At 54.5% G+C, this 26,204-nt stretch carries 17 protein-coding genes and 1 pseudogene; 16 read left to right on the top strand and 2 right to left on the bottom strand.

What is annotated here, in order from left to right; all coding sequences use genetic code 11:
- Positions 1 to 217: 217 nt before the first annotated feature.
- The 15 genes from AB3N39_RS02700 (at position 218) to AB3N39_RS02630 (ending at position 18,967) form a co-directional block, all read left to right on the top strand.
- Entirely contained in the window at positions 218 to 1,438 is a 1,221-nt protein-coding gene (locus AB3N39_RS02700) for a VWA domain-containing protein (RefSeq protein WP_127729467.1), read from the top strand.
- Positions 1,439 to 1,687: 249 nt separating this feature from the next.
- The gene (locus AB3N39_RS02695; protein ID WP_133293708.1) at positions 1,688 to 3,061 is read left to right on the top strand and encodes an SrfA family protein; all 1,374 of its coding nucleotides are present in this window, start codon (positions 1,688 to 1,690) and stop codon (positions 3,059 to 3,061) included.
- A complete protein-coding gene (locus AB3N39_RS02690) occupies positions 3,062 to 6,067 on the top strand; it encodes a virulence factor SrfB (RefSeq protein WP_248175318.1) in 3,006 nt (1,001 codons plus the stop codon).
- Entirely contained in the window at positions 6,067 to 8,730 is a 2,664-nt protein-coding gene (locus AB3N39_RS02685) for a putative virulence factor (RefSeq protein WP_133293706.1), read from the top strand. Before AB3N39_RS02690 ends, AB3N39_RS02685 begins: the two co-directional genes overlap by 1 nt.
- A gap of 6 nt (positions 8,731 to 8,736) precedes the next feature.
- Complete coding sequence (locus tag AB3N39_RS02680) at positions 8,737 to 9,696, top strand: hypothetical protein (protein WP_252093360.1); 960 nt, start codon at positions 8,737 to 8,739, stop codon at positions 9,694 to 9,696.
- An 8-nt stretch (positions 9,697 to 9,704) separates the two neighbouring features.
- The gene (locus tag AB3N39_RS02675; protein ID WP_133293705.1) at positions 9,705 to 11,660 is read left to right on the top strand and encodes a vWA domain-containing protein; all 1,956 of its coding nucleotides are present in this window, start codon (positions 9,705 to 9,707) and stop codon (positions 11,658 to 11,660) included.
- Positions 11,660 to 12,346: an ABC transporter ATP-binding protein gene (locus tag AB3N39_RS02670; protein WP_136195670.1), complete on the top strand. Its 687-nt coding sequence runs from the start codon at positions 11,660 to 11,662 to the stop codon at positions 12,344 to 12,346. The genes AB3N39_RS02675 and AB3N39_RS02670 overlap by 1 nt, the downstream gene beginning before the upstream one ends.
- A 31-nt stretch (positions 12,347 to 12,377) precedes the next feature.
- Complete coding sequence (locus AB3N39_RS02665; protein WP_232057367.1) at positions 12,378 to 13,559, top strand: ABC transporter permease; 1,182 nt, start codon at positions 12,378 to 12,380, stop codon at positions 13,557 to 13,559.
- On the top strand, positions 13,549 to 15,084 hold the full coding sequence (locus tag AB3N39_RS02660; RefSeq protein WP_367897050.1) for an SUMF1/EgtB/PvdO family nonheme iron enzyme: 1,536 nt from the start codon (positions 13,549 to 13,551) through the stop codon (positions 15,082 to 15,084). Before AB3N39_RS02665 ends, AB3N39_RS02660 begins: the two co-directional genes overlap by 11 nt.
- Before the next feature lie 18 nt (positions 15,085 to 15,102).
- The gene (locus AB3N39_RS02655; protein WP_133293703.1) at positions 15,103 to 15,801 is read left to right on the top strand and encodes a hypothetical protein; all 699 of its coding nucleotides are present in this window, start codon (positions 15,103 to 15,105) and stop codon (positions 15,799 to 15,801) included.
- A gap of 11 nt (positions 15,802 to 15,812) precedes the next feature.
- Positions 15,813 to 16,295, top strand: coding sequence for a hypothetical protein (locus tag AB3N39_RS02650; RefSeq protein WP_367897049.1), 483 nt, complete (start codon positions 15,813 to 15,815; stop codon positions 16,293 to 16,295).
- Between the two features lie 51 nt (positions 16,296 to 16,346).
- Positions 16,347 to 16,823 carry a hypothetical protein gene (locus AB3N39_RS02645; RefSeq protein ID WP_367897048.1) on the top strand — a complete coding sequence of 159 codons (477 nt, stop codon included), beginning with the start codon at positions 16,347 to 16,349 and terminating at the stop codon, positions 16,821 to 16,823.
- Positions 16,824 to 16,848: 25 nt separating this feature from the next.
- Complete coding sequence (locus AB3N39_RS02640; protein WP_127729460.1) at positions 16,849 to 17,277, top strand: IrmA family protein; 429 nt, start codon at positions 16,849 to 16,851, stop codon at positions 17,275 to 17,277.
- 1 nt (position 17,278) lies between these two features.
- Positions 17,279 to 18,529, top strand: coding sequence for a hypothetical protein (locus AB3N39_RS02635; protein WP_367897047.1), 1,251 nt, complete (start codon positions 17,279 to 17,281; stop codon positions 18,527 to 18,529).
- A 129-nt stretch (positions 18,530 to 18,658) separates the two neighbouring features.
- Entirely contained in the window at positions 18,659 to 18,967 is a 309-nt protein-coding gene (locus AB3N39_RS02630) for an SH3 domain-containing protein (RefSeq protein WP_367897046.1), read from the top strand.
- 59 nt (positions 18,968 to 19,026) lie between these two features.
- Here AB3N39_RS02630 and AB3N39_RS02625 read toward each other — a convergent pair whose 3' ends face one another.
- Positions 19,027 to 19,629 carry an ATP-dependent Clp protease proteolytic subunit gene (locus AB3N39_RS02625; RefSeq protein ID WP_008501342.1) on the bottom strand — a complete coding sequence of 201 codons (603 nt, stop codon included), beginning with the start codon at positions 19,627 to 19,629 and terminating at the stop codon, positions 19,027 to 19,029.
- A gap of 284 nt (positions 19,630 to 19,913) precedes the next feature.
- Here AB3N39_RS02625 and AB3N39_RS02620 point away from each other — a divergent pair, with 284 nt between their 5' ends.
- Positions 19,914 to 20,531, top strand: coding sequence for a response regulator transcription factor (locus AB3N39_RS02620; RefSeq protein ID WP_111964143.1), 618 nt, complete (start codon positions 19,914 to 19,916; stop codon positions 20,529 to 20,531).
- Positions 20,532 to 20,534: 3 nt separating this feature from the next.
- Here the strand turns inward: AB3N39_RS02620 and AB3N39_RS02615 are convergent.
- Positions 20,535 to 26,200 (bottom strand): annotated as a pseudogene (locus tag AB3N39_RS02615) (ATP-binding protein).
- Between the last annotated feature and the right edge of the window lie 4 nt (positions 26,201 to 26,204).

Here is a 26,204-nt window from a genome sequence, read left to right as displayed (position 1 = left end):
AAACCTGGTCATTAGGTGAAGTGGTATTAAAGTAAAACTTAAATGATAATTTTTCCTGAACCTTTTCCCCTGTCCGATGTTTACTTTTACTCAAAACATCTTACCTCTTAAAACTGGTAGTTTTTTAATTTTAAGAACAAGATTAGTATTAGAGATTGTCATTTTTTATATTTAGCTCTAAGCTATTTTCTTTTGCATACCTGGCTCATTAAAGGCAATGATTAGAATCACAAGGACCGTTGAGAGCGAACATTGCTTACAAGAATATATTTCAACGTTTTCTGTCGTAAATAATCTTATTGACCGACACCTTTCTAAAACTTATCTAAATCTTTTTGCCCGCCCTCAGCAGGCTGAAGATGGTGCGGTTGAATGGTATAGCGAAATAAATGGTAAGCCCCAACGCTTTAACGCTTTAAACGTCGTTGAGCGAGACAAAATCGCCATACTCCTCTCACAAAAGCTGGCGGCACTCACTCAACTTCATCAAACACTCTCGACTAGCGCGCAGACTTCTCCCGAAACACTGCAGTTACTGGCAAAAATAGCCAGACAGCCCTCACCAGAAAGAATATGGATCGTTGACGGTCAGCCTGTGATTACAGGCTGGGACATCATGCCGGCAACTAAGTTGCCGGCAGAACAGCTGCCTAAAAAGCGTGGGTGGTTATGGCTGGGGCTTTTAGCGCTGGCTCTGCTTCTGGCTCTTGTTCTCCTGCGCGGCTGCTGGCCGACTGTCAAAGTAGTCACTCCTGCCGTTTCTCCCGTCCAGCCAGCCCCTGAGCATCAGGTCAAAATGCTCTGCCCGGCACAGCGGACAAAACAGCAGGCACCTGAAATGGTTATTATTTTTGATGCTTCTGGCTCTATGGCCATGAGCATGGATGCCACACCAGAAGAGATAATGCGGTGGATGCAGGATAAACCTGTACCCGGTATCGATCGTGAACCTCGCCGCATTACGCTCGCGCATCAATCCGCTAAACACATTATCGATGACGTGCCAAATGACATGGACATTAGTCTTATTGCCGCAGCTAACTGCCACCAGGTGAGCGCAACTCCGGCTTTCCTGCCGGAACAACGCGCTGAGCTAAAAAAGTTAATTGATAAAATCCAGCCGGTGGGTAAAACCGCTCTGGCAGAGGCGTTAGAAGAGGCGGGGAAACGAGTTAATGGCGTTGACCGTGATGCCATAATTCTACTGGTGACGGATGGGGAAGAGACATGCGGAGGCTCGCCTTGCGATGTCGCGCTTGAGCTAAAAAAACGTAAGCCCCGATTACAGGTCAATGTTGTCGATATCATGAATACCGGCGCCGGAAACTGTATTGCCAGCAATACAGGTGGAAAGGTATTTGCTGTCAATAATACGCAGGAATTTAATAAGATGATGAACAACGCCGTGAAGGAATATATACCGCAGGGTTGTGACTAACACATTAGAGAAAATGAATACATTGCCAGAAATATAGTTTCACAGCGAAACTTTTTTTGCGGTAATCGGATATGCGCACGTCCCAATAATAAGTTTAGTTTAGGTCTAAACGTTTTCGGCCACTTGCCGATAATACTCAATATTTTGTTGCTATAAACAAATGACGCAGATTACAAGGCGTATTTGCGGCGTCCTTTTCCACAGTGGAACCAGCTTTCACTTGTTCGTTTAACAGCAAAGGCATGCAGCGTGAAAGAAATTTTTCTATGCAGTGACAAGCTCGATAAATATCAGTCGATGGGTGAGAATGGACAGGCAGTATATATTTCCGCATTACAGCTGCGTGAAACCCTACGACTTAGAAAACAAACGGCGGTTGCTGACACTTTAGCCATCCCGCAAATCAGCGAGCATGGCGATCGAATCGACTGGTATGCCCCGCTGGCCGGTGACGTTATTCCATGGACGGCCGCAACGGAAGCTGAGCGCCAGGCCGCGCTCGCGCAACTCGAAACCACCCATGCAGCGTTTCGCCAGATAAGTAATGAATTTGCCCAAAGCCAGCAGCCGGAACGCCGGCTCTTTGGGAAATTACTTGAAAAAGCGATGCAATTCCCCGATCAGCAGCACGTGTGGCTGGTAGGTGGAAAGCCGGTCATCAGTTTTTGGGGATTTGTGAACGCCACTAACCAGGCCCGCATCGAGCCGCTAGACTGTTTGCGTCCAATATCTACAGCCTTGCCTCCGCAATCAGCAAGTATTGAACCGGTGATACCAGAACGCACCTTTACGCATCAAAGGCCCGCCAAAAGACGCTGGTGGTTGCTCTTACCCGCATGGTTGCGTTGGCTACTGCCGCTACTTCTGTTACTCCTTTTAGCGCTACTGTTCTTACGGGGTTGCATGCCAGGCATAACGATCCCTGGTATTTCATCTTCTGTACCCGCTTTGCCCGCGCCCCACCTTCCAACAGCCGAATCTCTTGCGCCGTCGTCAAGGGCCATCATCAGCACAACAACGTCTAAGGCGAACCTGCATTCGACAACGGGCAGTGAGATTTTAAGCGCCACGGGCACTTCACTCACAACGTCACAAGAGCAATCAGCATTACAAACGCCGTCACAAAGCGCAGCAGCAACGGCATCTGCTGTGGATCCTGCGTCAGCCACGAATAGCCCTCATCCCGGCGGAACAGCACCTGCTCTCGAAGCGCCATCAGCCAATACCTCAGCTGGTGCTAAAGTCCCGTTGACCCTGCCTGCATCTTCACTGGCACAAGGAAATACCCGTTTTCTGGACGGGAACTGGCACGCAGGGGCTGGTATTCAGGATCAACGCACAGGAAAGCCCCTTAGTCTGAGTTACCAAATCAATGACGGTAAGGGCGAAGTACAGATGATCCGTGGCGACGGTGTGACCTGTCGTGGCGCGGTCAATGCGGCCATTCAGTCAGGTCATCTCGCCATTAACAATCAGGGAGAAGCACAGTGCTCCGATGGCTCACGCTACCAAATGCCAGAAATTCTGTGTGCTCCCGGCGCGCAAAACATTGCGAATTGCAAAGGCCGTTACGACGCCAAAACACTTTTCCCTATTTCGATGAAGCAGGAGGCAAGTCAGTAAATGCTCGCTGAACTCACTGATTTTAAAAAACAGGTCAAACTTATTCGCGACAGCGGGATCCAGTTCCTTGATTTCGCCTTTACCCTGCCAACGCGTAAAGAATATGGGGAATTTCTTCGTCAACAGGGTGACGAGGCTATTATGCGGCTTATCTATAATGAGAGGGAAGATAAGCTGCAGCTCCCTCTGCCTGACAGCGAACCTCCTCGCTACGCAGACTCCGACTACACATTGACGACCGAAGAGTCGCTACGCCTCTATCGCGGCCTCTGGTTACCGCTGCCATTTTTCCGCTTCAACCCGCCACGAGCCTTTGCTCATGGGCCCTATAACTGGTCACGCGTCCAGTTCCATGAGCTGCCTGAGCCGGATGAAAAGGGTAATACCTGGCGCGCTACTCTGATTTTTGATACCAAAATTTTCCCGGATCGCGAGAATACGCAGTATCTCGCACCGGGCGAGGATGATATCCGTTCAGGTGCGGGATTTGCTCTGGCACGCCATCCTCACGAGATGAGGGAGTTTCTCTCACTGCCATGGGTGGATGAATGGCTACGGGAAATTTTCAGTACTCAGGCTCGCGAAGTATTACGCCAACATATTGATGACATTGATGAAAAACTGCTGCAGAAGGAACATCAGGCGCATTATCTTAACCTGCTGCATGTCCTGGCGACGACGATTGTCGTTCCTGAAGTACAGGTCAATGACGTAAAAATCCGGGACTCAGCGATTCCTGTAGACCTCGTGCTGGACATTGGTAACTCACGTAGCTGCGGCATCCTGATCGAAGAACATCGTGACGACAATAAAGGGCTTTCTCAACTTTATCAGCTTCAGCTCCGCGATTTGAGCCAACCGCAATTTGTTTATAACGAGCCTTTTGACAGCCGTCTCGAGTTTGCCCAGGCCGAATTCGGCAAGCAGGATTTCTCGCTAAAAAGCGGGCGCAGCGATGCCTTCACATGGCCAACCATTGGACGCGTCGGCGGAGAAGCCTTCAGAATGGCGGCTCAACGCCTGGGTACCGAGGGCTCAACAGGGATCTCCAGCCCTAAACGCTACCTCTGGGACGATCAACCCTATTCACCGGGATGGCGCTTTAGCCAGGCCTTCGTGAAAAGTGACAGAGAGCCGTTAGCCACTGCAGCACCGCTGCTGTATATGGTCAACGATCAGGGGAAATTGCTCATTCGCCTGAAAAATGAAGAAGACCGTATGCCCGTCTTCACGCCGGTATACAGTCGTAGCTCGCTGATGACGATGATGTTGTCAGAGGTATTAAGCCAGGCTCTCATGCAAATCAACAGCCCTTCACAGCGGCTGAAGATGAACCACGCCAGCACACCGCGTCGTTTACGAAATGTCATTATGACTGTCCCTCCGGCGATGCCAAAGCCTGAGCGCGCTATCTTTGAGGAGAGCATGCATGACGCTATCCGCATGGTCTGGAAAGCGCTCGGCTGGGAAGAGATGGATTATGAAGGCGATGACCCGCAGTGCTTGAAGTACGCCCATCCAGGCGTACACGTGAAGTGGGACGAAGCCACCTGTGGGCAGTTGGTATATCTCTATAACGAAACGCAGAACTACTTTGGCGGTCGCACGGACGAATTTTTTGCAGCTACTCGCCGTCCCGATACTCAAAAAGACACCAGCGATACACGATCATTAAAAATCGCGTCGATTGACATTGGCGGAGGAACGACCGACCTCGTCATTTCTCGCTACACGCTGGATGAAGGCCAGGGCATTAACGTCCGAATTACCCCGAAACAGCTTTTCCGTGAAGGGTTTAAGGTAGCAGGCGACGACATACTGCTGGATGTTATACGGCTTTTCCTCCAGCCAGCAGTAAAAGCGGCCATGACCAAAGTCGGCCACAGCGATCTTGCAGCCGAATCAATGATGTCACAACTCTTCGGTAGTGAATCTATCGAAGCCGGAAAACAGGTATTACGTCAGCAGCTTACATTGCAGATCTTCGCGCCTCTGGCGTTATCTATTTTGCATCGCTATGAAGAGTACTCCCCGGAAAATGGGCGGGAGATACTGAATTACACCTTCCGTGAGCTACTTGCCGATAATCTTCCAACCGAGAAAGTACAGGATTATGTAAACGACGTTGCCCGTTCCGGACAGCTTGCGAGCGAAGTACCGTTCTCCATTCTGGATGTACCGCTGGAATTGGATCTTGCGCGTCTGCACAATGAATTTATCGACCCTCGCAGCGGGCGAATGAACATTTGCCACAGCCTGCGCGCGTTGTGCGAAGTGCTTTGGCACTACAACTGCGATGTATTACTTTTAACCGGTCGTCCATCTCGCCTGCCGGGAATTCAAGCGCTCATTCGCCAGCTTCAACCTGTTCCCCCTTCTCGCGTACTGCCACTCCACGGTTATGAAACCGGTGGCTGGTATCCGTTTAACAAGAAAGGATGCATTGACGATCCGAAATCGACAGCCGTTGTGGGGGCGATGCTCTGCCTGTTAGCGGAGAAATCCAGACTCAACAACTTCTTCTTCCGCACTGCGAACTTTAAGCCTTATTCAACCATCCGCTATGTCGGGATGCTTGATGGAAACAATGTGATTAAAGACAGCAATGTCGCCTATCGCGATGTTGATTTGGACTCCGCTGATTTCCAGTTACCCGAAGGGAAAGGCTTTGAAGCACGGGGGGAAGTGCGTATCGGTTTCCGCCAGCTTGATAACGAACGCTGGCCATCGACCGCACTTTATACCCTAAAAATTACCAGTGCGAACCTGGCAAGCGAGCTGTCGGGTGATGCTGTAATAAGCATCGGTTTAACCGCAGAACACGGACGTGGACGTAGTAGCGAAGAACCGGTCAGTCCGGAGCGCTTCCAGATTGGCTCGATGGAAATGGAAAACGCACAGCGCGGTTATGGCCGTAGAGATGTTGCATTCCAGTTGAACACAATGGTCGGTAACGGGCTGAGTGAAACCCATTACTGGCTGGATAGCGGGAGTATTAAAAGCTAATGAGCACTATTCATCCCAACACCATTATCCAGGGCTGGAATGGCGTCGAACAAGGTGCAGGCCGGGCTATTGACTGGATCGCAAGCGTTCGTCAGGACGCACCGCGCCTGAACACTGAAGCCGATCGCCTGACCATGAACTTGCGCCGCAGCCGTAACAAAGCACGCAGGCTGGCGCAGGCCGCAGCGAAACCGATGACAATCGGCTTCTTTGGCTTGTCGCAGGCAGGCAAATCGTATCTCATTTCCGCGCTGGCTGCGGGTGAAAACGGAAAGCTGGAAACACGCCTCGGCGGCAATCAGCTCGATTTTCTGACCCACATCAACCCGCCTGGCGGCGGCAAAGAGGCGACGGGTCTTGTTACCCGGTTTAGCCGCAGTGATCAGAGCACGGACGAACGCTGGCCTGTAACGTTACAGCTCTTCAACGAAGTGGAAATGGGGAAGATCCTCGCCAACGCATTCATCCATGACTTCAACCAGGAAAAATTTGACTGGCAGTTCGATGAAAAACGTATCAGCGATCTGTTAACGTCCCTGTCGAAACGACGCCTGACCTCCCGCAGCCCTGGCGTGACCGAAGATGACGTAGTTTCTTTTTGGGATTACCTCATCCGCCATTCTGAGAAAACGCAAAGCCGTTTTGCCCTGACCTACTGGCCACAGGCAGTAAGCCTCGCACCATGGCTTTCTGTTGAAGATCGCGGCCAGCTTTTCTCCGTTTTATGGGGCGAAGTACCAGAACTAACCAATGCCTATATCCGTTTTGCCAACACGCTACAGCGTCTCGGTGGAGTGCAGGAGCTGCGTGCCCCACTGAGCACGCTGGTTCGTAACGAAAACGGCATGCTTCTCCAACGGGATAGCATCATGAACGTCGATATGCTGGAGCGGCTGAATACCCCGTCAGATCAGACTATTGAAGTCTGTCCTGTGGTAAATGGGCAAACGGGTGCGTCTATTTCGCTATCGCTGGCAGAGCTCACCGCGCTTACCGTTGAATTGCATATCCCGTTAATGGCTCCGCCTCGCGAAACAATCTTCGAAGCCGTCGACTTGCTTGATTTCCCGGGTTATCGCGGCCGTCTGGCGGTGGAGTCCATGGGTGATGTCACCCGCGAGGTTAAAAATGCAGAGAGCAACCCGCTAGCGCAGTTAATTTTGCGCGGAAAAGTGGCCTATCTTTTTGAACGTTATACCGAAAACCAGGAGATGAATGTCCTGGTGGTGTGTACGGCCTCAACAAAACAGTCTGATGTCAAAGAAGTGGGCGGCGTGCTGGACGAGTGGATCCGTTACACCCAGGGCGCCGATGCCGACGCGCGTGGTCGTCGCTTACCAGGCCTTGTCTGGGCATTAACCATGTTTGATCTGCGCATTAGCCAAAACCTTTCCCATGACGAAGCACTTCTTCGCCAGTCCTGGGGGCTTGGCGGGATGATCAAAATGGCGATGACCGAGCGTTTTGGCCAGTACAAATGGATGCAGGAATGGAGCCAGGGTCAGGCGTTCAATAACACGTTCCTGGTGCGCAAACCGCGCCAGCAAACGCCCTTTATCCGCATGAACGCAGGTAGTGAAGCGGCTTTCAACGACGACAATGGCGGGCAGCTTGCACTGATGCGGAAAACCTTCCTTGAAGATGAAGCTGTCGCTCGCTACATCGCGAACCCTGCTGAAGCCTGGGATGCGATGCTCACCCTCAACGACGGTGGTATGCGCCGAATGGCCGATTATCTGGCCCGCGTCGCCCGCCCTGAACTGAAACTGGAGCGGATCGCAGAACAGCTCGACGAGATCCGCCACGAACTGGTCGAAGGGGGACTGGGGAACTGGTACCAACCGGACGGCGAAGAAGAGCTGTCCAGAAAATCCCGAATTGCGCAAGAGATCCTTGCCACCCTGAAAAAACGCAGCGGCATGCACGGCGAACTGCTGGCGCGGTTGGTTCCGGCACGCCGCGATCTCCATGCACTTTACATGCAGCAAACGACCCTGTCTGCGCCTGAAGCAGAAGAAGATGCAGGATTCTTTGATATCGGTGTGGAAGATGCTTTCGAAAGCAGCGCAACTGCGGTGACGACGCACAGCCATGAGGTCGCTTTCGCGCACCAGAGCGTTCAGCTCTGGATTAACCATCTGCGCGGCCTGCCTGAAACCGCCGCCATGCTCAACTACATCAGTCTTCCGCGCCCGATTGCCGAAGCGCTGGTAGACGAATTGATCACGGGGTTATTGCGTTCACGTGTCGAGGACGCGCTGGTCAATGCAATGAAAAATACCGAGCAGGCTGGCGTTCGTCGTGAACGTATGGTCGAGCGTCAGGTTTCACGCGTGCTTCACGTGATGAGCGATTTCATCACCTGGCTGGGCTATCAAAATATGCCGGAATCGAAACGCCCGGCCCGTCTCAACCAGCCCGAACAGCCGATCTTTACCCGTCCACCAACGTGCGACAGTGTGGTCTGGAAAGGTGATGAACGCCTGGCACGCCTGACGCCGCAACAGCTGAACTACAGTGCCTTCTTTATCATCGACTGGCTGGTTGGCCTGGAAGCACTCATTACCGAAAACGCAGGTCATTCTGCCGGACGCGAGATTAGCGTCGCGCAGAACGAAAATCTGGGCGTCATTCTCCGCCAGATTAAATCGGCAAAGGAGTAACTGGACGTGATCAAACCTGAACTTAAGACGCTGACCCCTATACAACCAGGATTCGCATTACTCTTGTTGAAAGGCTGGAAAGGCGATGCCGAGGGCGTCACAATCTCGGTAGTACGTAATCAGGATCGCCTGTATCTGGACAGCCACGGTGATTGGGTCAGTGGCGAGATTTTCCTCGCCCTCCCTCCACTGATACAAAATGAGGAGACGCCCTGCGTTCAGGTCGGCCCTTCTCTGATCGATCCACTACTCGCTAACCGCCAGGCGGCCTATCGCATCACCATCAAAGATGGAAGTAATAAGGATATGGGGATTCTGACCATCGCTGAAGGGCTACTTAGCTCCCAGGCCGGTGGTGAAAACCCACTCCCGGAAAATATACAGACGCTGAATGATACCCCCATCGTGCAGCCGATGTCCGTTCAAGAACCGGAACCTGTCGTTTTAGAACCTGTCGCAGAAAAGCCTGTATCTCAACTGCCGCAGAAGCCGAAAAGCAAGCTGCCGTTATTTGCAGGATTAGCCATTCTATTGCTCCTGCTGGCCGCTGCTGGGTGGTGGTTTACCCGTAAGCCAGAGCCTGCAATTCCAGCGGCACCTCCCGCACCCGTCGCGAAAACTACCGGGCCGTGTGGTGATGAACAAATGGCGAGCGGCAATGAAATGGCGTTCGTTAAAGGGTGCCTGCGTAGCCAGCCAAGTGGTGCACAACTGCTGGAAGTCATCGCAAAAGCGAAAGCGGCAAAACATTGCGATATCGCTCAGCGCCTTTACGCCTATAAAGCCCAGTCCGGCGATACGCAGATGGCCGTTCGTTATGCACAAGAATATGACCCTAAAACCGCAAAACCTGGGGGATGCTTCAATCCTGACGCAGAGACAGCGGCGTATTGGTATGAGTCGGTTGTAAATCAGGATCCGCAGAATAACGAGGCCAAAGCCCGTTTAGCTGAGCTGAAGAAATAGGATAAATAATGAAATACATGCATTGGTTCAGTAGCCTGGTGTGTGCCGCAACGCTGGCATCCCCCGTCTGTGCCGCGGGTAAACAGCCGCTTTTGCAGGAAGGTAAACATGCGTTATTCCAGCGGGTACTGACTTACCCAGGCTGCCAGCTGTCCGCCAAAGCAGGTGAAGCAGGTAAAGAGCAGCCGGCCTTTAGTCGATTCTATGTTTACCAAAGGACAACGCAGGGTCAGGACACGTGGCTGCAGGTTGGGCCGGACAGCTTTGGTCATACCGCTGGCTGGATGAAATCCTCCTGCACCGTTGACTGGAAAATGCAGCTGACGCTGGCGTTTACCAATCCTGCTGGCCGTCACCCGATGCTGTTCTTTAAAGAGAAATCCGACGTTGAGTCTCTTCTGAACAGCAAAAACCCTGCGGCAACATTGCAACCAATGCTCAACAGTTTGAGCAGCCATAAACCGGTCCCGCAGGTTCTGGCACGCGAGCCTGATTACATGGTGGATCAGTTAAAAAACTTTTATCTCTTACCTGTTCTTGGCTCAGATGATGTGTTTACCGATACCGGCTTCCAGGTACGTGTACTCAACGTTGCCTCCGTCAGCGAAAAGTCGCCCGCAAAAAAGGCCGCGTCCGCTGCTGATGAAAAGAACATGATGAAAGGGTTCTCCGCCTCGGTTGTCTTTGTGATCGACTCCACCATCTCGATGGGGCCGTATATCGATCGCACCAAAGAGGCGATCGATAAGATCTACAAGAGGATCGAGAAGGAACACTTACAGGATCAGGTCAAGTTTGGCCTGGTAGCTTTTCGCTCCAGCGTGAAAGCGGTTCCGGGTCTTGAATACGACAGCAAGATGTATGTCGACCCCAATACCGTTAAAGATGGTAAAGACTTCCTCGCTAAAGTACATGACCTGAAGCAGGCTACCGTTTCCAGCAGCAAGGTTGATGAAGATGCTTACGGCGGGGTCATGACAGCGCTGGACAAAGTGGACTGGACGCAGTTTGGCGCCCGCTACGTTGTACTGATTACTGACGCAGGCGCGCTTGATGGCACAGATAAGCTCTCGTCAACCCATCTGGATGCCGCCCAGGTGCGTCAGGAAGCCGCCTATCGTGGCGTTGCGCTGTATGCGTTACATCTGAAAACCTCTGACGGTAAGAAAAATCACAGTTCTGCTGAAGCCCAGTATCAGGAACTGACGTTAAATCCATTCCTGCACAAACCGCTCTACTATCCTATTGATTCAGGTGATGTAAATAGCTTCGGTAGTATGGTCGATAAGCTGGCGAATGCCATTACCGGCCAGATTAAAACAGCCTGGAGCGGCGAAGAAACGGCGGGGAGTGCGCTGGGGGCAAGCCCTAAATATGCCGGTAAGAAAGAAGATCCCCTGCTCAGTGATGCCGACAAGTTAAGTAAGGCAATGCGTCTTGCCTATCTGGGTGAAAAGCAAGGCACCACGGCACCACCGGTATTCAAGTCATGGATAAGCGACCGCGATCTGATTGACCAAAACATCCCGGCGACCGAGGTGCGCGTACTGCTCACGAAAAGCGAGCTCAGCGATCTGAGCGATGTCATGAAGAAGATCGTCAATGCCGCCAATGAGGGGATGATTTCTCCGGATGACATGTTTGCCAGTCTGCGTTCTCTGGCGGCAACCATGGGCAACGATCCAAACCAGGCGAAAGGGAAAAATGCGACCCGCCTCGGAGAGATGGGACTGCTCGGTGAATATATCGAGAGCTTACCTTACCTCAGTGAAGTATTGAGCCTGGATGAAGAAACCTGGAAAAGCTGGGATGGCCTTGAGCAGGAGCGTTTTATCCGCAGGCTGAACACCAAGCTTAATTACTATCAACGCTACAACCAGGATGTAGACCGTTGGGTGGCATTAGCGCCCGATAGCGACCCACGCGATAACGTTTATCCGGTACCTCTGGAGAACCTGCCCTGATGTTGAGGATCCGCGATATGGAGATCAGCCGGGGCGGGACGCATGGCTATAGCGTCGCCCTCCCGCACCTCTCGTTGAAAAAGGGAGAGGTGGTCGCTCTAACCGGGCCTAGCGGGTGCGGTAAAAGCACGCTTCTGGAGATGATAGGGGCGATCCTCCGCCCAGCGCATCTTGCCGAGTACCGGCTCGCCGGTCGCGATATTTCAATACCGCTCATGGCTGAAAACGAGCCTGCCCTGGCCGCGCTTCGCGCACGCGAGCTTGGGTTTATGCTACAGCACGGCGGCTTGTTGCCCTGGTTACCCGTGATAGAAAACATCACTCTGGTTCGCAGGCTGGCAGGACTTGGCCTACAGTCAGCCTGGCTCGATAAGGCCATCGACACCCTGGGCGTGCGGCCGCTGCTGACAAGAATGCCTTCCCGGCTTTCTATCGGCGAGCGCCAGCGCGTTGCCTTCATCCGTGCGATTGCCCACCAGCCACGCTTACTCCTTGCCGATGAACCGACTGCGGCGCTGGATCCTGATAATGCAGACCGGCTGTTTGACCTGATGATCGGTTTGGTGCGCTCACTGGATATGGCAGCCATCATTGTGAGCCACGACTGGCAGCGCGTGACACATTTTGGGATTGACCGATATCAGGCCGTGACCGGAGAGGGAAAAAGTGTCTTCTTACCCAGCTGATATGCCAGCGTCAGGCACCCTGCTGTGCCGTATGGCTCTGCGCGATCTCATTCACGATCGCAAGGTCGCGCTGTGCATCATCTTCTCTTTGATTGCCGTTATCGCACCGTTATTGCTGCTGTTCGGCTTGAAGAATGGCATTGTCAGCCAGCTTCGCCATCAGCTTCTCGACGACCCTCGCACCCGGGAAGTACGTATGACGGGTAATGGTAATTATGATTTTGCCTGGCTTGATAAGCTCGCCCGCCGTTCAGAAGTCGGATTTTCGATTCCGTTGACTCGTTCGCTGAACACTCAGGCCGATCTGGTCCGAGACGGGCAACACTTTGTCCCGGGTGCTGAAGTGATCCCGACGGCCAAAGGCGATCCTCTTTTGCAGGATGTCAGAGCTCCGGTCAAAGACAGCGATACCGTACTCAGCGCCAGTGCGGCACGCCGCCTTGGCGTGCAGACAGGAGATATCCTGCGCCTGATGGTGAGCCGAAAAAGCGAAGGGAAAAACCAACGCGCCACGTTCGCTTTAACCGTTACCGGCGTGCTGGATGACGCAAAATTTTCACGTCAAGGTGCCTTTATTACATTGCCTTTGCTTGTTGCTCTGGAAGACTACCGCGATGGCTTTCAGGTTCCCTTGCTGGGGGTCAGCGATGGCAAGCCGTTCAGAGAGAGAACCCGCTATTCAAGGGCACGTATCTATGCCAGTTCGATAGATGACGTTTCACTCCTCGCGCGGTGGCTGGAGACGCAAAACATTGAGGCTATCACTCAGTCAGCTCAAATTGAGTCTGTGCGTGCCATCGACCGAGTGCTGGGTATTATCTTTGGCGTGATTGCCTGGATCTCTGCATCAGGGTGCATCGCCTCGTTAGTCGGTGCCTTCATCGCCAACATTGATCGTAAGCGCAAAGATATGGCCGTGCTGCGCCTTCTGGGTTTTCGCCGTCGCTCTGTGACGCTTTTTATTATTATTCAGGCGCTGTGTTTGACCGGCGTCTCATACGGACTGGGTGTGATCATCTACCTGCTGGGCAGTGCATTGTTCAACCATGTGTTGGGCAGTTCTTTACCGGACCAGGCATTCGTCTGTCACCTTGACCCCCTTCATTTTATCGCAGCATTGCTCTGTGTCCTTGCCGTGGCGTTAGGCGTGGCCGCTATCGGAGCACTGCGCGCACTGAAAATCGAACCTGCGGAGAGTTTACGTGAAATCTAAACTGGCGATGAGCCTGGCTATCATTGGACTCGGGTACGCCTGGGCGGCTAATGCCACCTGGGATGAAAAGTTCTGGAACCCAAAACCTCTGGCCGATGACGTGATATTGCCTATGCCGTGCGACGGTGCCATGGCATTTCGCAAAGTCGCTATCCCGCTGAATAAACCGCTGGAAGATTACAACATCACGCTGGGGCAAGAAGGCGACGACTGGGGATACGTTGAACAATCTCGCCAGGAACACATTGCAGGCAGTTTCCCGGAGAAGGGTGGTAAGGGCCGTTATTACCTGATGGCCAAATATGAACTGAGCGACCTGCAGTATCGCGCACTTTCTGGGGAATGCCCGACGACGGATATGAAAGGACGTTTACCGAAGGTGAGTATTGGCTGGATGGATGCCATGGTATTCGCAAATCAATACAACCTGTGGTTACGAAAAGAAAAACTTTCTGCACTGCCTGAAGATGATGGTCAGGCGGGATTTTTACGGCTTCCGACAGAAACCGAGTGGGAGTTTGCCGCACGCGGCGGGCTCGCGGTTTCCCCCGCAGAGTTCCGCGATCGCCACTTCCCGATGCCTGAAGGATTAAACGGTTATGTCTGGTTTGCGGGGGCACAGTCTGCAAATGGAAAACTTCAGCTTACCGGCCTGCTGAAACCTAACCCGCTCGGATTGCACGACATACTGGGCAACGCAGCAGAGATGATGTTTGACCCGTTCCGCCTGAACAAGCTCGATCGCCTGCATGGTAAGGCTGGGGGCTATGTCGTTCGGGGGGGCAGTTATATGACTCCTCAGGCGGATATCCGCAGTTCACTGCGTGGAGAAGAGCCGTACTATGCCAATGCAGGCGAGAATACAACCAAAAGCACCGGTGTTCGTCTGGTTTTAGTTTCCACAACCCTGACATCACGCGAGCGGGTGAAAGAGATTGAAAAAGAGTGGCAATCATTAGGCACGGGTAAAAAGGAGACACCTGCAGGCAAAGCTGATGATTCGCTAAAAAACCTGAATGCTATCTCGGCAAAAGTCCAGGATGACGCACTGAAGAAACAACTTGAGCAACTGCGCGGTGAGCTGCGCGCAAATAGCCAGCTTCGGGATGAACAACGGGATCAGGCAATACGCACATCGTTACAGTTGGGCGCCTTTTTGTGCACAAAAATGAAAGATGACGGCGAGTTTTACGATCGTCTCAACCAGCTCTTTACCAAAACCTGTGCCGCTGGCAGCCAGCTTGATGCTAATTGCTCCCGCCGTCAGGAACAGCTTGGTCAACATCAAAAAGCCCTTGATTTTATTAGCAGTTATTATGCTGACACTCTGGTAGACATGGGCACAACCTATGACAAACCCCTCATCGAACCGCAGGTCGCTGTCGTGTTGCAACAGATGGCTGCACGCGGAAAAACCAACCTTAACGGTTATCTCGATACCTACTGGAAGAACCTTCAAGGGTACTGGAAAGATGGAAAAGTTGCGCGCGAGGCGTGGCTTAATTCATGTAAAAAAAATAATTAAATAGTTCAGGAGAATGGAATGTTAAAGGTTATTCGCACAGCGGTGATAGCAGGAATGATGGTATTTCTGGCGGGGTGCCAGAATGGCAGTACGGGAAGTAGTGGCGGCGTCGACCCGCGCCTTGCCAATAATCAGGATGTTGAGTTTTTCAATAAATCAGGCTGGCAGGCCTGTGCTGGCGGCGCGGTAATCGGCGCACTGGCCTGCGCTGTCAGTAACTCCAGCAACAAAGCAGTATGTATGGCCGCCGCCGCTATCGCCGGTTGCGGTGTGGGTATGGGGGCTAACGCCTATCTGGATAATCAGCGCAAAAAATACGCCTCCAAAGAGCTGCAGTTAAACGCAACGATTAAGGATGTTGAAGCCGAAAACAAACGCATTCAGAACGCAACCAGCGTTGCAAAATCGGTTATCGACTCTGATAAAAAGACCCTCGCTCAAATAGAAAAAGATATGGCTGCAAACACGGTGAAAAAAGACGCCGTACAGAAGCAAATTAAAGGAGTGGACGCCAACATTGCTTACCTTCGTGGCACCATCACCGACATGAAAAAACATGAGAAGCAGTGGCAGGACGTTTCTGCAGACATGAGCAAATCCGGCAGTGATACCCAAAATCTGGATAGCGAGATAGCGTTGATGCGCGACAAAATTGGCTCTCTGCAGGGCGAGCTCGATAGCCTCTATACCCAGCGCACCGCGCTGAAAGTCGGTTGAGGGGAATAGCAATGCGTTATATTTTTCTTGCACTCAGCGCCCTCATATTAGCCGGCTGTGCCACTAACGCGCGAGATTGTGACCCGACAACCGGTGATGTCAGCATTATTACCAAATTTAACTGCAACTACTCCGGCACCTGGGATAAGCGCGTTGAAGATAAACAAAAAACGCTGCAATACGATCAGGAACTGAATAAAGAGTTCAAAGCGGTGAATGATGCGATTGAAAAAGAGAAAGCACTGAGCAATGCCAACGTAGCCAGTAAACAAAAATCGCAGCAAGAACTGCAAAAGTCGATGAACAATCTGCTCGCCCAGTTGAAGAAAAAAACAGCTGGCCGGGCTGATGCTCAAAAGCAAGTTGCAGACCTGGAAAAAAATATGAAGGAGGCGCAAAACAAACCAAGCGTTTCCGAATTGCAAAAACAGATGGAACTGCAGAAGCTGCAGGGACAGCTGAATGAATTACAAGAAACACTGGCTTCACAATAATAAAATAGCAGCCGGGTTACCGGCTGCTTTACCTGCTAAGGAAAAATAACGATGAAATCTCAATTACTCTCTGCTGGATTATTGACCCTTCTGGCGACAATTCCAAGCGTTCATGCTGCACCGCCTGAGCCTGAACTTATTTTCAACTGCGAACTCACGAACGGAAAATACGTTATCGTCCGTCTAGAGCACGATGTTCCTACTTATTATTACGGCTCACTTGAAAAAGTAGAAATGACTCTCCCCCAAAATAAGGGAGACAAAACGCAGGTTCGCCTGGGTGAAATGACGTTCTCGGGTGGAGGCGCTTATTATTATCGTTTCATCAATGGCAACTACAGCTATGTTGTTTATAGCGGTACGGGAAAAGGATGGAATTATACCGGCCTGAAAGTATATAAAAACCAAAAGCTCATCATGAAAAAAGAGTGCACTAATGGGGGGTTTTTACCTAATGAATATCGCGGTCAAGGCCTCGTAAAAGAAGCGGACACCGGTGATGATGCAACATACGGTTATGTTGATTAATACATCATTTTCAGGATGGTAAAATATGATGAGCCGTTACTTACACTGTAGCACAGTATTCGCATGTCTTTTATTCGCTGCTCCATCTCATGCGATTGAGATCTGGCACTCAAACACCGTCTGGGCAAATCAAGGGATGTGCAGCGCCACTTTCACGCTGGACAGTGGCATGGAAAGCGTCGGTTCGTTAGAGATAGGCTTTGACCTCGTTGATGCAAAAAATAACCTTGTAGCTCATGATACTTTGCAGGTAGAGCCATTCGGCGATTCTGATGCCACGCGATACCAAACGGCTTTCGCCGAAGGCGAGCATTATTGCGAAAGCAATCTCACGCTGCGCCTGACGTCACTGGCGTTAGTTAACGGAAAGACCAAACAGCCTTTACCTCTCAGTTTGCTTACACCAAGGCCATTTATTCCATTCCCTATCATTAACCCGCAGGCAGATCACTAATATGTCTATAGACGCTGAAGCAAACTCAACACCTGACAATAATGGGCCTGGCCTTTGCTTTTTGTTATTACTTATCTTTGGCGGGTTCGTTTTCTTTATACCTGCAAGCGTTGTGGTCGCCTTCCCGGCCGTTCTCGCCGGTTCCTTCCTGTATTTTATCTGGTATCTTATTTCGGAAGGGCATTTAGGCAATATTCTTGGCAGTATGATCGTCAGCATGATACTTATGGCTATCGCCGCAGCTATTCCTGTCATTGGCTGGATATTGTTACTTCTGTGGATCTTCTACAATATTGCAAAAGCCTTTGAGACGATAAAAACATTACTTCCCGATGCGCTCTTTAGCGCTGTTCTCTATGGATGTTTGCTCTTTCCCGTTATCCAGGAAATGGCAATGGACGGGGAGAGCAACATGGCTGCCACTATCGCTTGTGGTGTCGTGTACGTGATAACTGCAGGGCTTTATTGTTCCAGGTTAACGCAGCTGGCAACCAACACTAAGCAAAGTATTTTCTATTTTTCAATTATGTGGCTTTCGGTCCCACTTATCGCACTTCTGATCGTCTCGATTGTGGCATCCCTACGCGCGGCATTCAGAACCGTGCTGACCCCGGTGCAGACCGTGGTCAAAACCCCGCAAAACGTATCATCGCATATGCGAGGCGGGAGCCATGTCAACGCTTACACCCGAACTGTTACCACCATTCAACATAGCGTGACCTCACAGACACTTCCGGGGATGGGAGCTGTTGGTGCCTCTATGGTTGGTTCCGTATCGGAGGCAACGATAACAACACCACAACAGCCACAGCAAACCTTGCCAGCGCTGGAGCACAAACCAGCCGGGGGTGAATTAACACAGTATGCGACGAACAAAGACCACAATTTTTACCGCTACGACAATCTCAACGCGAAAAAAATAAGCAATTTCGTCCAGGCGGCAAGTCATCGTCAATCGCTGCCTCCTCTCACGGAAGATGCGATCCTGTTCTACTACGACGAAACGGTTTTCGGCCAAGGGGATCATGGTGTGGTATTAACTGATGACGGTGTTTATTGCGTGTTGGGAAAATTGTATGAAACTTTCTACGCCCGCTTCAGAGAAGTCAGTAGCGTAGTCATAAAAGGATCCTTTAATAAAAAAATTGTCCTGCATATGAAGAATGGCCAGAAACATAATATTGAACTGACTCAATCAAATGCCGGGGCAAAAAAAATCTACGAACTTATCAGCATCGCAGCCCAGAATTAAGTAATCCTCCAGGCACCCGCTCAACGGGTGCCTTTCAGACTTCCGCATGACACATTCTGACAGTTTCACGCTTTATCGTGATCGCCATATTTACAGCGGCTTATATCGTTACGTTAAGAGAGAACTGTCATGAGGTCTAAAATGAGCGATTTCACTGAACTGCCGGTCACTGGCTCTGTTAAGACCACAACAGCGGTCTACACGCGTAAACAGAGCCCCTCGGTATTCTCGCCCGTGGCGTGTGAACTCTCTGCGGGAAGCCAACTGACGGTGCAGGCTGCGGTGATGGGGGATGCGGTGGAAGGCAACGCGCACTGGTATCGCATTGGTGAGGATACATACATCTGGGAGGGGGCATGCACACGGCTCGATCCTTACCCGGCGTTTCCGCCAGGCACGCGAACGAACTGGATGGTGGTGGTGTTCGAGGTACGATAGGTCCGGCGTAGGTCGGGTAAGGCGAAGCCGCCACCCGACACGTACACGGCGATAAAACCTTAATCCAGCTTCAGCTCGTCATAATGTGTGATCAGCTTGCCCACGATGCCGTAGTCCAGCGCTTCTGCCGGAGACATCCAGAAGTTGCGGTCGGTGTCTTTTTTCACTTTTTCCAGCGGCTGGCCGGTGGCGTCAGCGATCAGCTTGTTCACGCGATCCAGCATGCGGATGATCTCGCGCGCTTCGATCTCAATATCCGTTGCCTGACCGCGCACGCCGCCCAGCGGCTGGTGGATCATAAAGCGGGTATTCGGCAGCGAGTAGCGGTGCTCTTTTTTCGCTGCCAGGAAGATGGTTATCCCGGCGCTCGCCACCCAGCCGGTGCCGATAACGTGCACTTCCGGGCGAATGAATTTGATGAAGTCGTGAATGGTGTCGCCCGCTTCCACGTGGCCGCCCTGGCTGTTGATGTACAGCTTGATCGGATCGTTGCTGACGCTTTGCAGCAGGATCATCTGGGTGATCACTTTCTGCGCCAGCTCCTGATTGATCTCACCGGAGATCACAATCGAACGAGACTCCAGCAGTTTTTGCTGCAGAGCGCCCGCGCCGTTTGACCCTTCAGCTTTATCCTTGTCGCTCTCTTTCAGTGTGTAGTGCATTGTTATGTCCTCAGCATTTAGCGCTCAAAACCAGAGTGTAGCCTGTTTTACCGATCAAAGTCCTCACCGACAAATAACGAGGGCGCTGGGGCATACTGCCCATGTTGCACGCGTTTCGTTCCTTCACCACTCCCGCCCCGGCTCGCTATACTTCATACGGTTATCATATTGTTAAATGATAATGATAGTTAATGTGTTAAGATGAAAGTCAGCATAAACAGTCTCTTACGTCGCCGTAGTGATTGTTTGCATCCTCGACATGTCAATCAGCACCGGGGCGGTGAATGGAACACATTGTGTATGTTGTAGATGACGATGACGCAGTCAGGCAGTCCGTGATTGGGCTGCTGGAATCGGCAGGCCTAAACGCCGTCGGCTTTTCATCGGCAGAAGCGTTTCTTCAGTACCGCTTTGAAGAGCTCCCGTCGTGCGTGGTTCTTGATATGCAAATGCCCACCATCTCGGGTTTTGAGGTGGCTGACGCCCTTAAGGATAGCGGGCGCGAGATCCCGATTATTTTTCTCACCGGCCACGGCACCATCCCGATGTCGGTGCGCGCCATTAAAGGCGGCGCGTACGAATTCCTCACCAAGCCCGTCGAATCTAACGCGCTTATCGACGCCATTGAATCCGCGCTTCAGCTGGCGGAACACAACGCCGTGCGCAATAAAGAGCACTACGCCCTGAAGCAGCGCCATATGTCCCTCACCCCGCGCGAACACGAGGTGCTGACGCTGGCGATAAGCGGCATGCTGAACAAGCAAATTGCCGCCGAGCTGGGCGTTAGCGAGATCACGGTGAAGGTGCACCGCCGCCGCGTGATGGAGAAAATGCAGGTGCGCTCTGTGGCAGAGCTGGTCAGGGCCGTTGAGCGCCTGACCAAAAGCCAGCCTGCGGAGTAACGTTTACCCTTCCTGCGCCGCCAGCGGCAGCGCAAACGCAAACACAGTGCCGTACGGCTCCCGGCGGCGCGCGCTCAGCTTCCCGCAGTGGCGCTCGATGATGCTGGCGCTGATGGTCAGCCCCATCCCCATTCCCTGTGGCTTGGTGGAATAGAACGAGTCAAAAATCTGCTCCAGCCGCTCGGGCTCAATGCCGCTGCCGGTATCGGCAATCTCGACGATCGCTTTCCCGTCCGCGTTGGCGGTGCTGAGGGTAATGGTGCAGGCGCGATCCTTCACCTCGGCCATCGCCTCTACCGCGTTCATCACCAGATTCAACAGCACCTGCTGGATCTGCACGCTATCGCCGGTGATAAAGCTGTCGCTGGCTTTCAACAGATAATCAACGCTTATGTGTCGCTGCTCCAGCTCGCTGCGCGAAAGCGCGATGATATGGTGGATCAGATAGTGCAGATCGATGCGCGAGAAGGTGGGATCCTGCTTGCGCGTCAGGGACTGAATGCTGCGAATGATCTCCCCCGCCCGCGCGCCTTCCGCGGCGATCTCCTCCAGCCCTTCCCGCACTTTATCCAGCCGGGCGGGCTCGCGGCTGAGCCAGCGCAGGCTCGCTCCGGCGTTCGAGACGATCGACATCAGCGGCTGGTTGATCTCATGGGCGATGGAGGAGGTCAGCTGTCCGACGGTGGTGGCCCGGGACACCCGCGCCAGATCCGCCTGCGCCACCCGCATGGCATCCTCCGCGGCGCGCTGGCTGGTGATATCGGTGATAATGCCGTAGTACTCGTTCACCTCGCTGCCCACGCCCACCGGATCGCCAATTCCGAGGATGTAGCGCGTCGAGCCATCGGGACGCTTGACGCGAAACTCCGCGCGCATGGAGAGACCTTCGCGCACGCTTTGGGTGACGATGGCGCTGATGCGGGCGTAATCGTCCTCATGGACGAAGGTCAAAAACTCCGCCATGGAGATCATCTTTTGCTGCTCGGGCAGGCCGAGAATGCGGGCGTACTCTTCCGAGACATACATCAGATCCTGCTCCAGCTCCCAGCGCCAGCTGCCGGTGTGGCTGATCTGCTCGCCCAGCATCAGCGAGGTCTTGCTGGATCGCAGCTCTTTCTCCACCCGGCGGCGCTGGATGTTCTCCGCCAGCAGCTCGGCGTACAGCCGCGCCGTCTCCAGGGATACCGCTGCCTGCGCGCCCAGCAGGCTCACCACGCGCGAGTGCTCGGCGGTGAAGACCTCCGGCATCAGGCGGTTTTCGAGATAGAGCACGCCCACCAGCCGCGCCTGTTTGAACATCGGAACGCACATAACCGCCGCCCCCGAGGTCACAAGATAAGGGTCCTGGCTGAAGGGATGGAACTCCTCCGGCCTGCCGGTGCGGATCTCCTGCCCGGTGCGGATCACCGCCGCCAGCACCGACAGCGGCAGGTCGGTCGCCGTCGGCACGTCTTTCAGGATCCGCACCCGCACGCCCTCGGTGCTGGTCCAGGCGCTGGCCTCGATCTCAGGAATAAGGTTATCGCTCACGCGCAGCAGCAGGCCACGCTGCGCCCCGGCGCGTTCGAGCAGGATAGTCATCAGGTTTTCGATCAGGCGCTCAAGATTAATCTCTTCCGACAGCGCGCGGGATGCTTTGATCACGCTCTGGAGATCGCGGATGGTCTCGTTCTGGGCGAACGCCACCGTGTCGTAGGCGCTGGCCTGCCCGGAGGCCAGCAGGTGCGGGAAATCCTGCTCCAGCTGGCGCACCTTGGCCTGCGCGCCCGCGCGACCCCAGGCGGCAATAGAGCCGCGGAAGTGGGCGTCCGAGGCAGTCGGATAGCCGCAGGCCAGCGCAAAGCGCCCCGCCAGCTCGTGGGCAAGGGCGTTGATCGGGTTAAACCCGCCCTCGCGGGAGAGCCGGACCGCCTTCTCATACTGCTCAAGCGCAATGCTGTTCATCCCGTCCAGACGCACGATTTCGGCGTAGATCAGCGCCTCTTTATCCGCGAACGTGCCGGGATTAACGCGCGCCCAGAGGGCGATTTTGTCATAGTGGGCGTGAATGCTGCGACGGTGGTTCGCCGAGAAGGTCTCCGGCGTCAGCTGACGGGAAAGCGCCAGCGCGCTGTAAAGATGGTAATCCAGCAGATGGATGTGCCCCGGCGCAGACCACGCGTACCTCCCCGCCATCTCCAGATCCGCCTGCGCGTCGGCATACTCCCCGCAGGTAAAGTGGGCCATACCGCGGTAGAGCCAGTACCAGAACAGCATGGTGGAGGTCTGCTCCGGGGCCTGCTCCGGCGACGCGGGAAGCAGCGCCTCCGGCAGCACCTGCGACGCGGTCCAGGTGCCGATGACCGGCGTGCGCAGGAACTCAACGTACCCGCGCTGAACCATCAAAATGGTTTCCACGTCCTGGAAGTGGGTTTTACGCACAAACGCCAGGCCGCGATCGATGCTGGTCAGCACCCCGTCCAGGTGATCGCCCCGCGAGAGGAAGTTAATCACCTGGTGGCAGGCCGCAAAGCAGGCCATCGTCATATCCCCGTGGGTCACCGCTGAGGTAAAACAGGCTTTCGCGCACTCGATGGTGAACGACAAAGGCTGGGTCCAGACGCTGAGCTGGTCGAGCGGCAGCAGGGTTTTGGCTTCGAACGCATCGTAGCCGTGGCGATTCACCAGCTCGCGGGCCAGCGTGCCGTACTGGAACCCGAGGCGGTACTCGGCGTAGCGGTGGCCAATCAGCACGCCAAACCAGGCCATCGCCGTGGTGGACGCGCCGGTAATGCCGTGGTCGAGGGTCAGGTGCATCATGCGGCAGAGCAGTAAAAAGTGCAGGCGCGGGCAGATGAAGCTGGCGCAAATGCTGGCGCTGTAGAGCAGGTTCATCACCGCTTCGGTTTCAGGGTTATCCATCCGCGACAGCTGGGCAAACAGGTTTTGCGGCGCGTCTGCCGTGCGGTTGCAAAAGAGCACCCAGGCCTCGTCGCAGTCGGCATCTTCCGGATAGCGGCCGATCTTAATACCAAAGACCCCCAGCCAGCAGAGCGCCGCCTCCAGCGCCAGACGGCTGTCCGACTGGCGAATGTACACCTCCACCAGCAGGTTGGCCGCCAGCGCCTTTTCGGTCAGCCCGCCGGGGCAGCCGAGGATGGCGTCACACAGCTCGCGGGTCCGCTCCAGGTGCCCCAGCGCAAACTCGCAGCCCGCCTCTTCGATATCGAGCATAAAGTCCGACACCGTCCCGGCGTTGCCCAGCGCTCTGGCGGTCTGGATATAGCTGAGTGCCGACGGGGAATCTCCCGAGCGCTTCGCGCGCCGCGCGGCCAGCAGGCTCAGCTCGCGGAACATCTGGCGCTGCGGCGCGGGCTGAATGCTGTCCAGCGCGGCCGTGACGTGGTGAACGGCGCGGAACAGCAGTTCGTTCCCGGCCGCCTGGCGCGCGGCGCGGGCTGAATGCTGTCCAGCGCGGCCGTGACGTGGTGAACGGCGCGGAACAGCAGTTCGTTCCCGGCCGCCTGGCGCGCGGCGTCGGCCAGCAGGCTGGCAGTCGTCAGGTGAATATGGCTTTTCTCATGCCGATCCAGCAGCGCGAAGGCGGCCTCCTGTACCCGGTCGTGGGTGAAGGAATACGCTTTTTCCGTCAGCACGATGAGCTGGGCCATCACCGCCGGGTGCAGCGCATAGCGCATTTCTGCCATCGACATGCCGACCACGCGGCAGACCATCTCCATCTCGCCCGTGCCGCCAAGGCAGGCGATGCTGCCCAGCAGGCGACGCGTCTCGTCGGGCAGTTCTTCGAGCTGCTCCAGCACCAGGGTGACCACGTTTTCGGTGTAATGCCGGGCGCGGATCGCCTGCAGATCGTAATGCCACTTGTCCTGATATTTGTTGTGTACCACCAGCCCGTCATCAACGATACGGCGGAAAAACTCGTGCACAAAGAGCGGGTTACCCCCGGTCTTCTCGTGGATCAGCGTGGCGAGATCGGCCGTCGCCGCGCTACGGGTGCGAAATACCGTCGCCAGCCAGCGCGCCACCGCTTTCACGGAAAGCGCCTGCGGAACAATCTCGCTCGCGTTTTGCGCCGCCTCCGGCAGGCCTGCCAGCAGCGCCTGCAGGGAGGCGTCGGTCACAGAGCCGATATCCCGGTGGGCCGCGACCACCAGCAGCGGGATAGCGCCGCAGTTCATCAGCAGATATTTGAGCGTGTGCAGGCTGGCAGCGTCGCTCCACTGGAGATCGTCGAGCACCAGCACCAGCGGGCAGCCCTGCGAGGCAAAGGTCTTCACCAGCGCCAGCACCATATGGCTGAAGCGCGCCCGGGCATCAATGGAAAACGTATCCGTCGAGAAGCGCGGCTTGCTCTCAAGCAGCAGTCCCAGCTCGGGCACCAGGCTGACGGCCAGCGCCTCGTGTCCCTCCAGGGCGCGAGACAGGCGGATTTTCCACTTCGCCACGTCGTTTGCGGGCAGCCCCAGCAGGTGCAGCGTCAGGGTGCGGAACGCGGAGCTTAATACGCCGTAAGGCAACGACGGTGAAAACTGATCGACTTTGCCCACCGCCAGCAGCACCGTACGCTGCTGCAGCGTTTTAAGCGCCGTCGCGATAATGGAGGATTTGCCGATCCCGGACGGCCCGCCGATCGTCACCAGCTCTGGGACCAGGCTCTGCCCCACCCGCTCAAACGCGGCAACGACATCATTCGCCTGCGGATGCGTCGCGAACAGGGAGTCCGCCAGATGGATCGCCGGAGTGCGATCCTGCTGACCGGGGGTAAAGGCGACGATCTCGCCCTCGCAGGTTAACGTCGCCTGACAGCGGCGGAGGTCGGCAATCAGCCCGTCGACCGTCTGGTAGCGGTTATCAGGGTTCTTTTCCAGCAGCTTCAGGATGATGGTCGACAGCATTCCCGGCACGTCCGGGCGGATCGCATCCGGGGCCAGCGGCGCCGAGGCAATATGGTAGTGCGCCCAGTTGGTCTGCTCGTCCTCTCCCAGTTCAAACGGCAGGCGTCCGGTCAGGAGTTCATACAGCACCATGCCGAGGCTGTAGAGATCGCTGCGGCTGTCGACGGGGCGCTGGGTGCGGGTGGTGTGCTCTGGAGACATCCAGGCGGGCGTACCGCCTGAAACGGCAAGCCGGGTCTGGGTGACGGCATCGGAAAGGCTGCTGGAAAGGCCAAAGCTGCCCAGACGGCAGGTGGCATCGTGATGAACAAAAATACTGCCGGGCTTGATATCGCCGTGGATCAGGTTTTGCAGATGCATCTGGCGCAGGGGAACGCAGATCTGAATCGCCATCTCGATAAAGCGCGTGATACCCGAGATCGCCCTGCCCGCGCGCCGCGCCAGCAGCTCAAACGCAAACGGCGCATACACCAGCGCGAAGCGCCCCCGGTACTGGGTGGATGCGACGGCGCGAATGGCCCAGCTGTCCTGCAGCGCGTCACGCAGCGCAAACTCGTTTTTCAGCAGCCGGGTGGCCCGCTCTTCCTCTTCGTCGCTGACCGCGGTGGCGATAATAAATGAGCCGCCGGAATGAGGATGTCGCGCGTGCATCCAGGCGATTCCGCCCTCCTGCGCCAGCACGGTAAAAATCACATCCTCTTTAAGGACAAAAACCCGCCCCTGGTGAAGATTCCCCTGGGCGGGCCAGAATGCAGGCTGCTCGTTTTCGTTCATCCGC

The organism is Enterobacter vonholyi, assembly GCF_040834095.1.
GTDB lineage: Bacteria > Pseudomonadota > Gammaproteobacteria > Enterobacterales > Enterobacteriaceae > Enterobacter > Enterobacter vonholyi.
The sequence above is the reverse complement of the archived record's forward strand: the minus strand, read 5'-3'. Positions and strand labels throughout refer to the sequence as shown.

Bases quoted from the DNA above. Each gene is read 5' to 3' on its own strand.
- AB3N39_RS02700 (WP_127729467.1), top strand. From the start codon at position 218: ATGATTAGAATCACAAGGACCGTTGAGAGCGAACATTGCTTACAAGAA.
- AB3N39_RS02690 (WP_248175318.1), top strand. From the start codon at position 3,062: ATGCTCGCTGAACTCACTGATTTTAAAAAACAGGTCAAACTTATTCGC.
- AB3N39_RS02685 (WP_133293706.1), top strand. From the start codon at position 6,067: ATGAGCACTATTCATCCCAACACCATTATCCAGGGCTGGAATGGCGTC.
- AB3N39_RS02675 (WP_133293705.1), top strand. From the start codon at position 9,705: ATGAAATACATGCATTGGTTCAGTAGCCTGGTGTGTGCCGCAACGCTG.
- AB3N39_RS02670 (WP_136195670.1), top strand. From the start codon at position 11,660: ATGTTGAGGATCCGCGATATGGAGATCAGCCGGGGCGGGACGCATGGC.
- AB3N39_RS02665 (WP_232057367.1), top strand. From the start codon at position 12,378: ATGGCTCTGCGCGATCTCATTCACGATCGCAAGGTCGCGCTGTGCATC.
- AB3N39_RS02655 (WP_133293703.1), top strand. From the start codon at position 15,103: ATGTTAAAGGTTATTCGCACAGCGGTGATAGCAGGAATGATGGTATTT.
- AB3N39_RS02650 (WP_367897049.1), top strand. From the start codon at position 15,813: ATGCGTTATATTTTTCTTGCACTCAGCGCCCTCATATTAGCCGGCTGT.
- AB3N39_RS02645 (WP_367897048.1), top strand. From the start codon at position 16,347: ATGAAATCTCAATTACTCTCTGCTGGATTATTGACCCTTCTGGCGACA.
- AB3N39_RS02640 (WP_127729460.1), top strand. From the start codon at position 16,849: ATGATGAGCCGTTACTTACACTGTAGCACAGTATTCGCATGTCTTTTA.
- AB3N39_RS02635 (WP_367897047.1), top strand. From the start codon at position 17,279: ATGTCTATAGACGCTGAAGCAAACTCAACACCTGACAATAATGGGCCT.
- AB3N39_RS02630 (WP_367897046.1), top strand. From the start codon at position 18,659: ATGAGGTCTAAAATGAGCGATTTCACTGAACTGCCGGTCACTGGCTCT.
- AB3N39_RS02625 (WP_008501342.1), bottom strand. From the start codon at position 19,629: ATGCACTACACACTGAAAGAGAGCGACAAGGATAAAGCTGAAGGGTCA.
- AB3N39_RS02620 (WP_111964143.1), top strand. From the start codon at position 19,914: ATGGAACACATTGTGTATGTTGTAGATGACGATGACGCAGTCAGGCAG.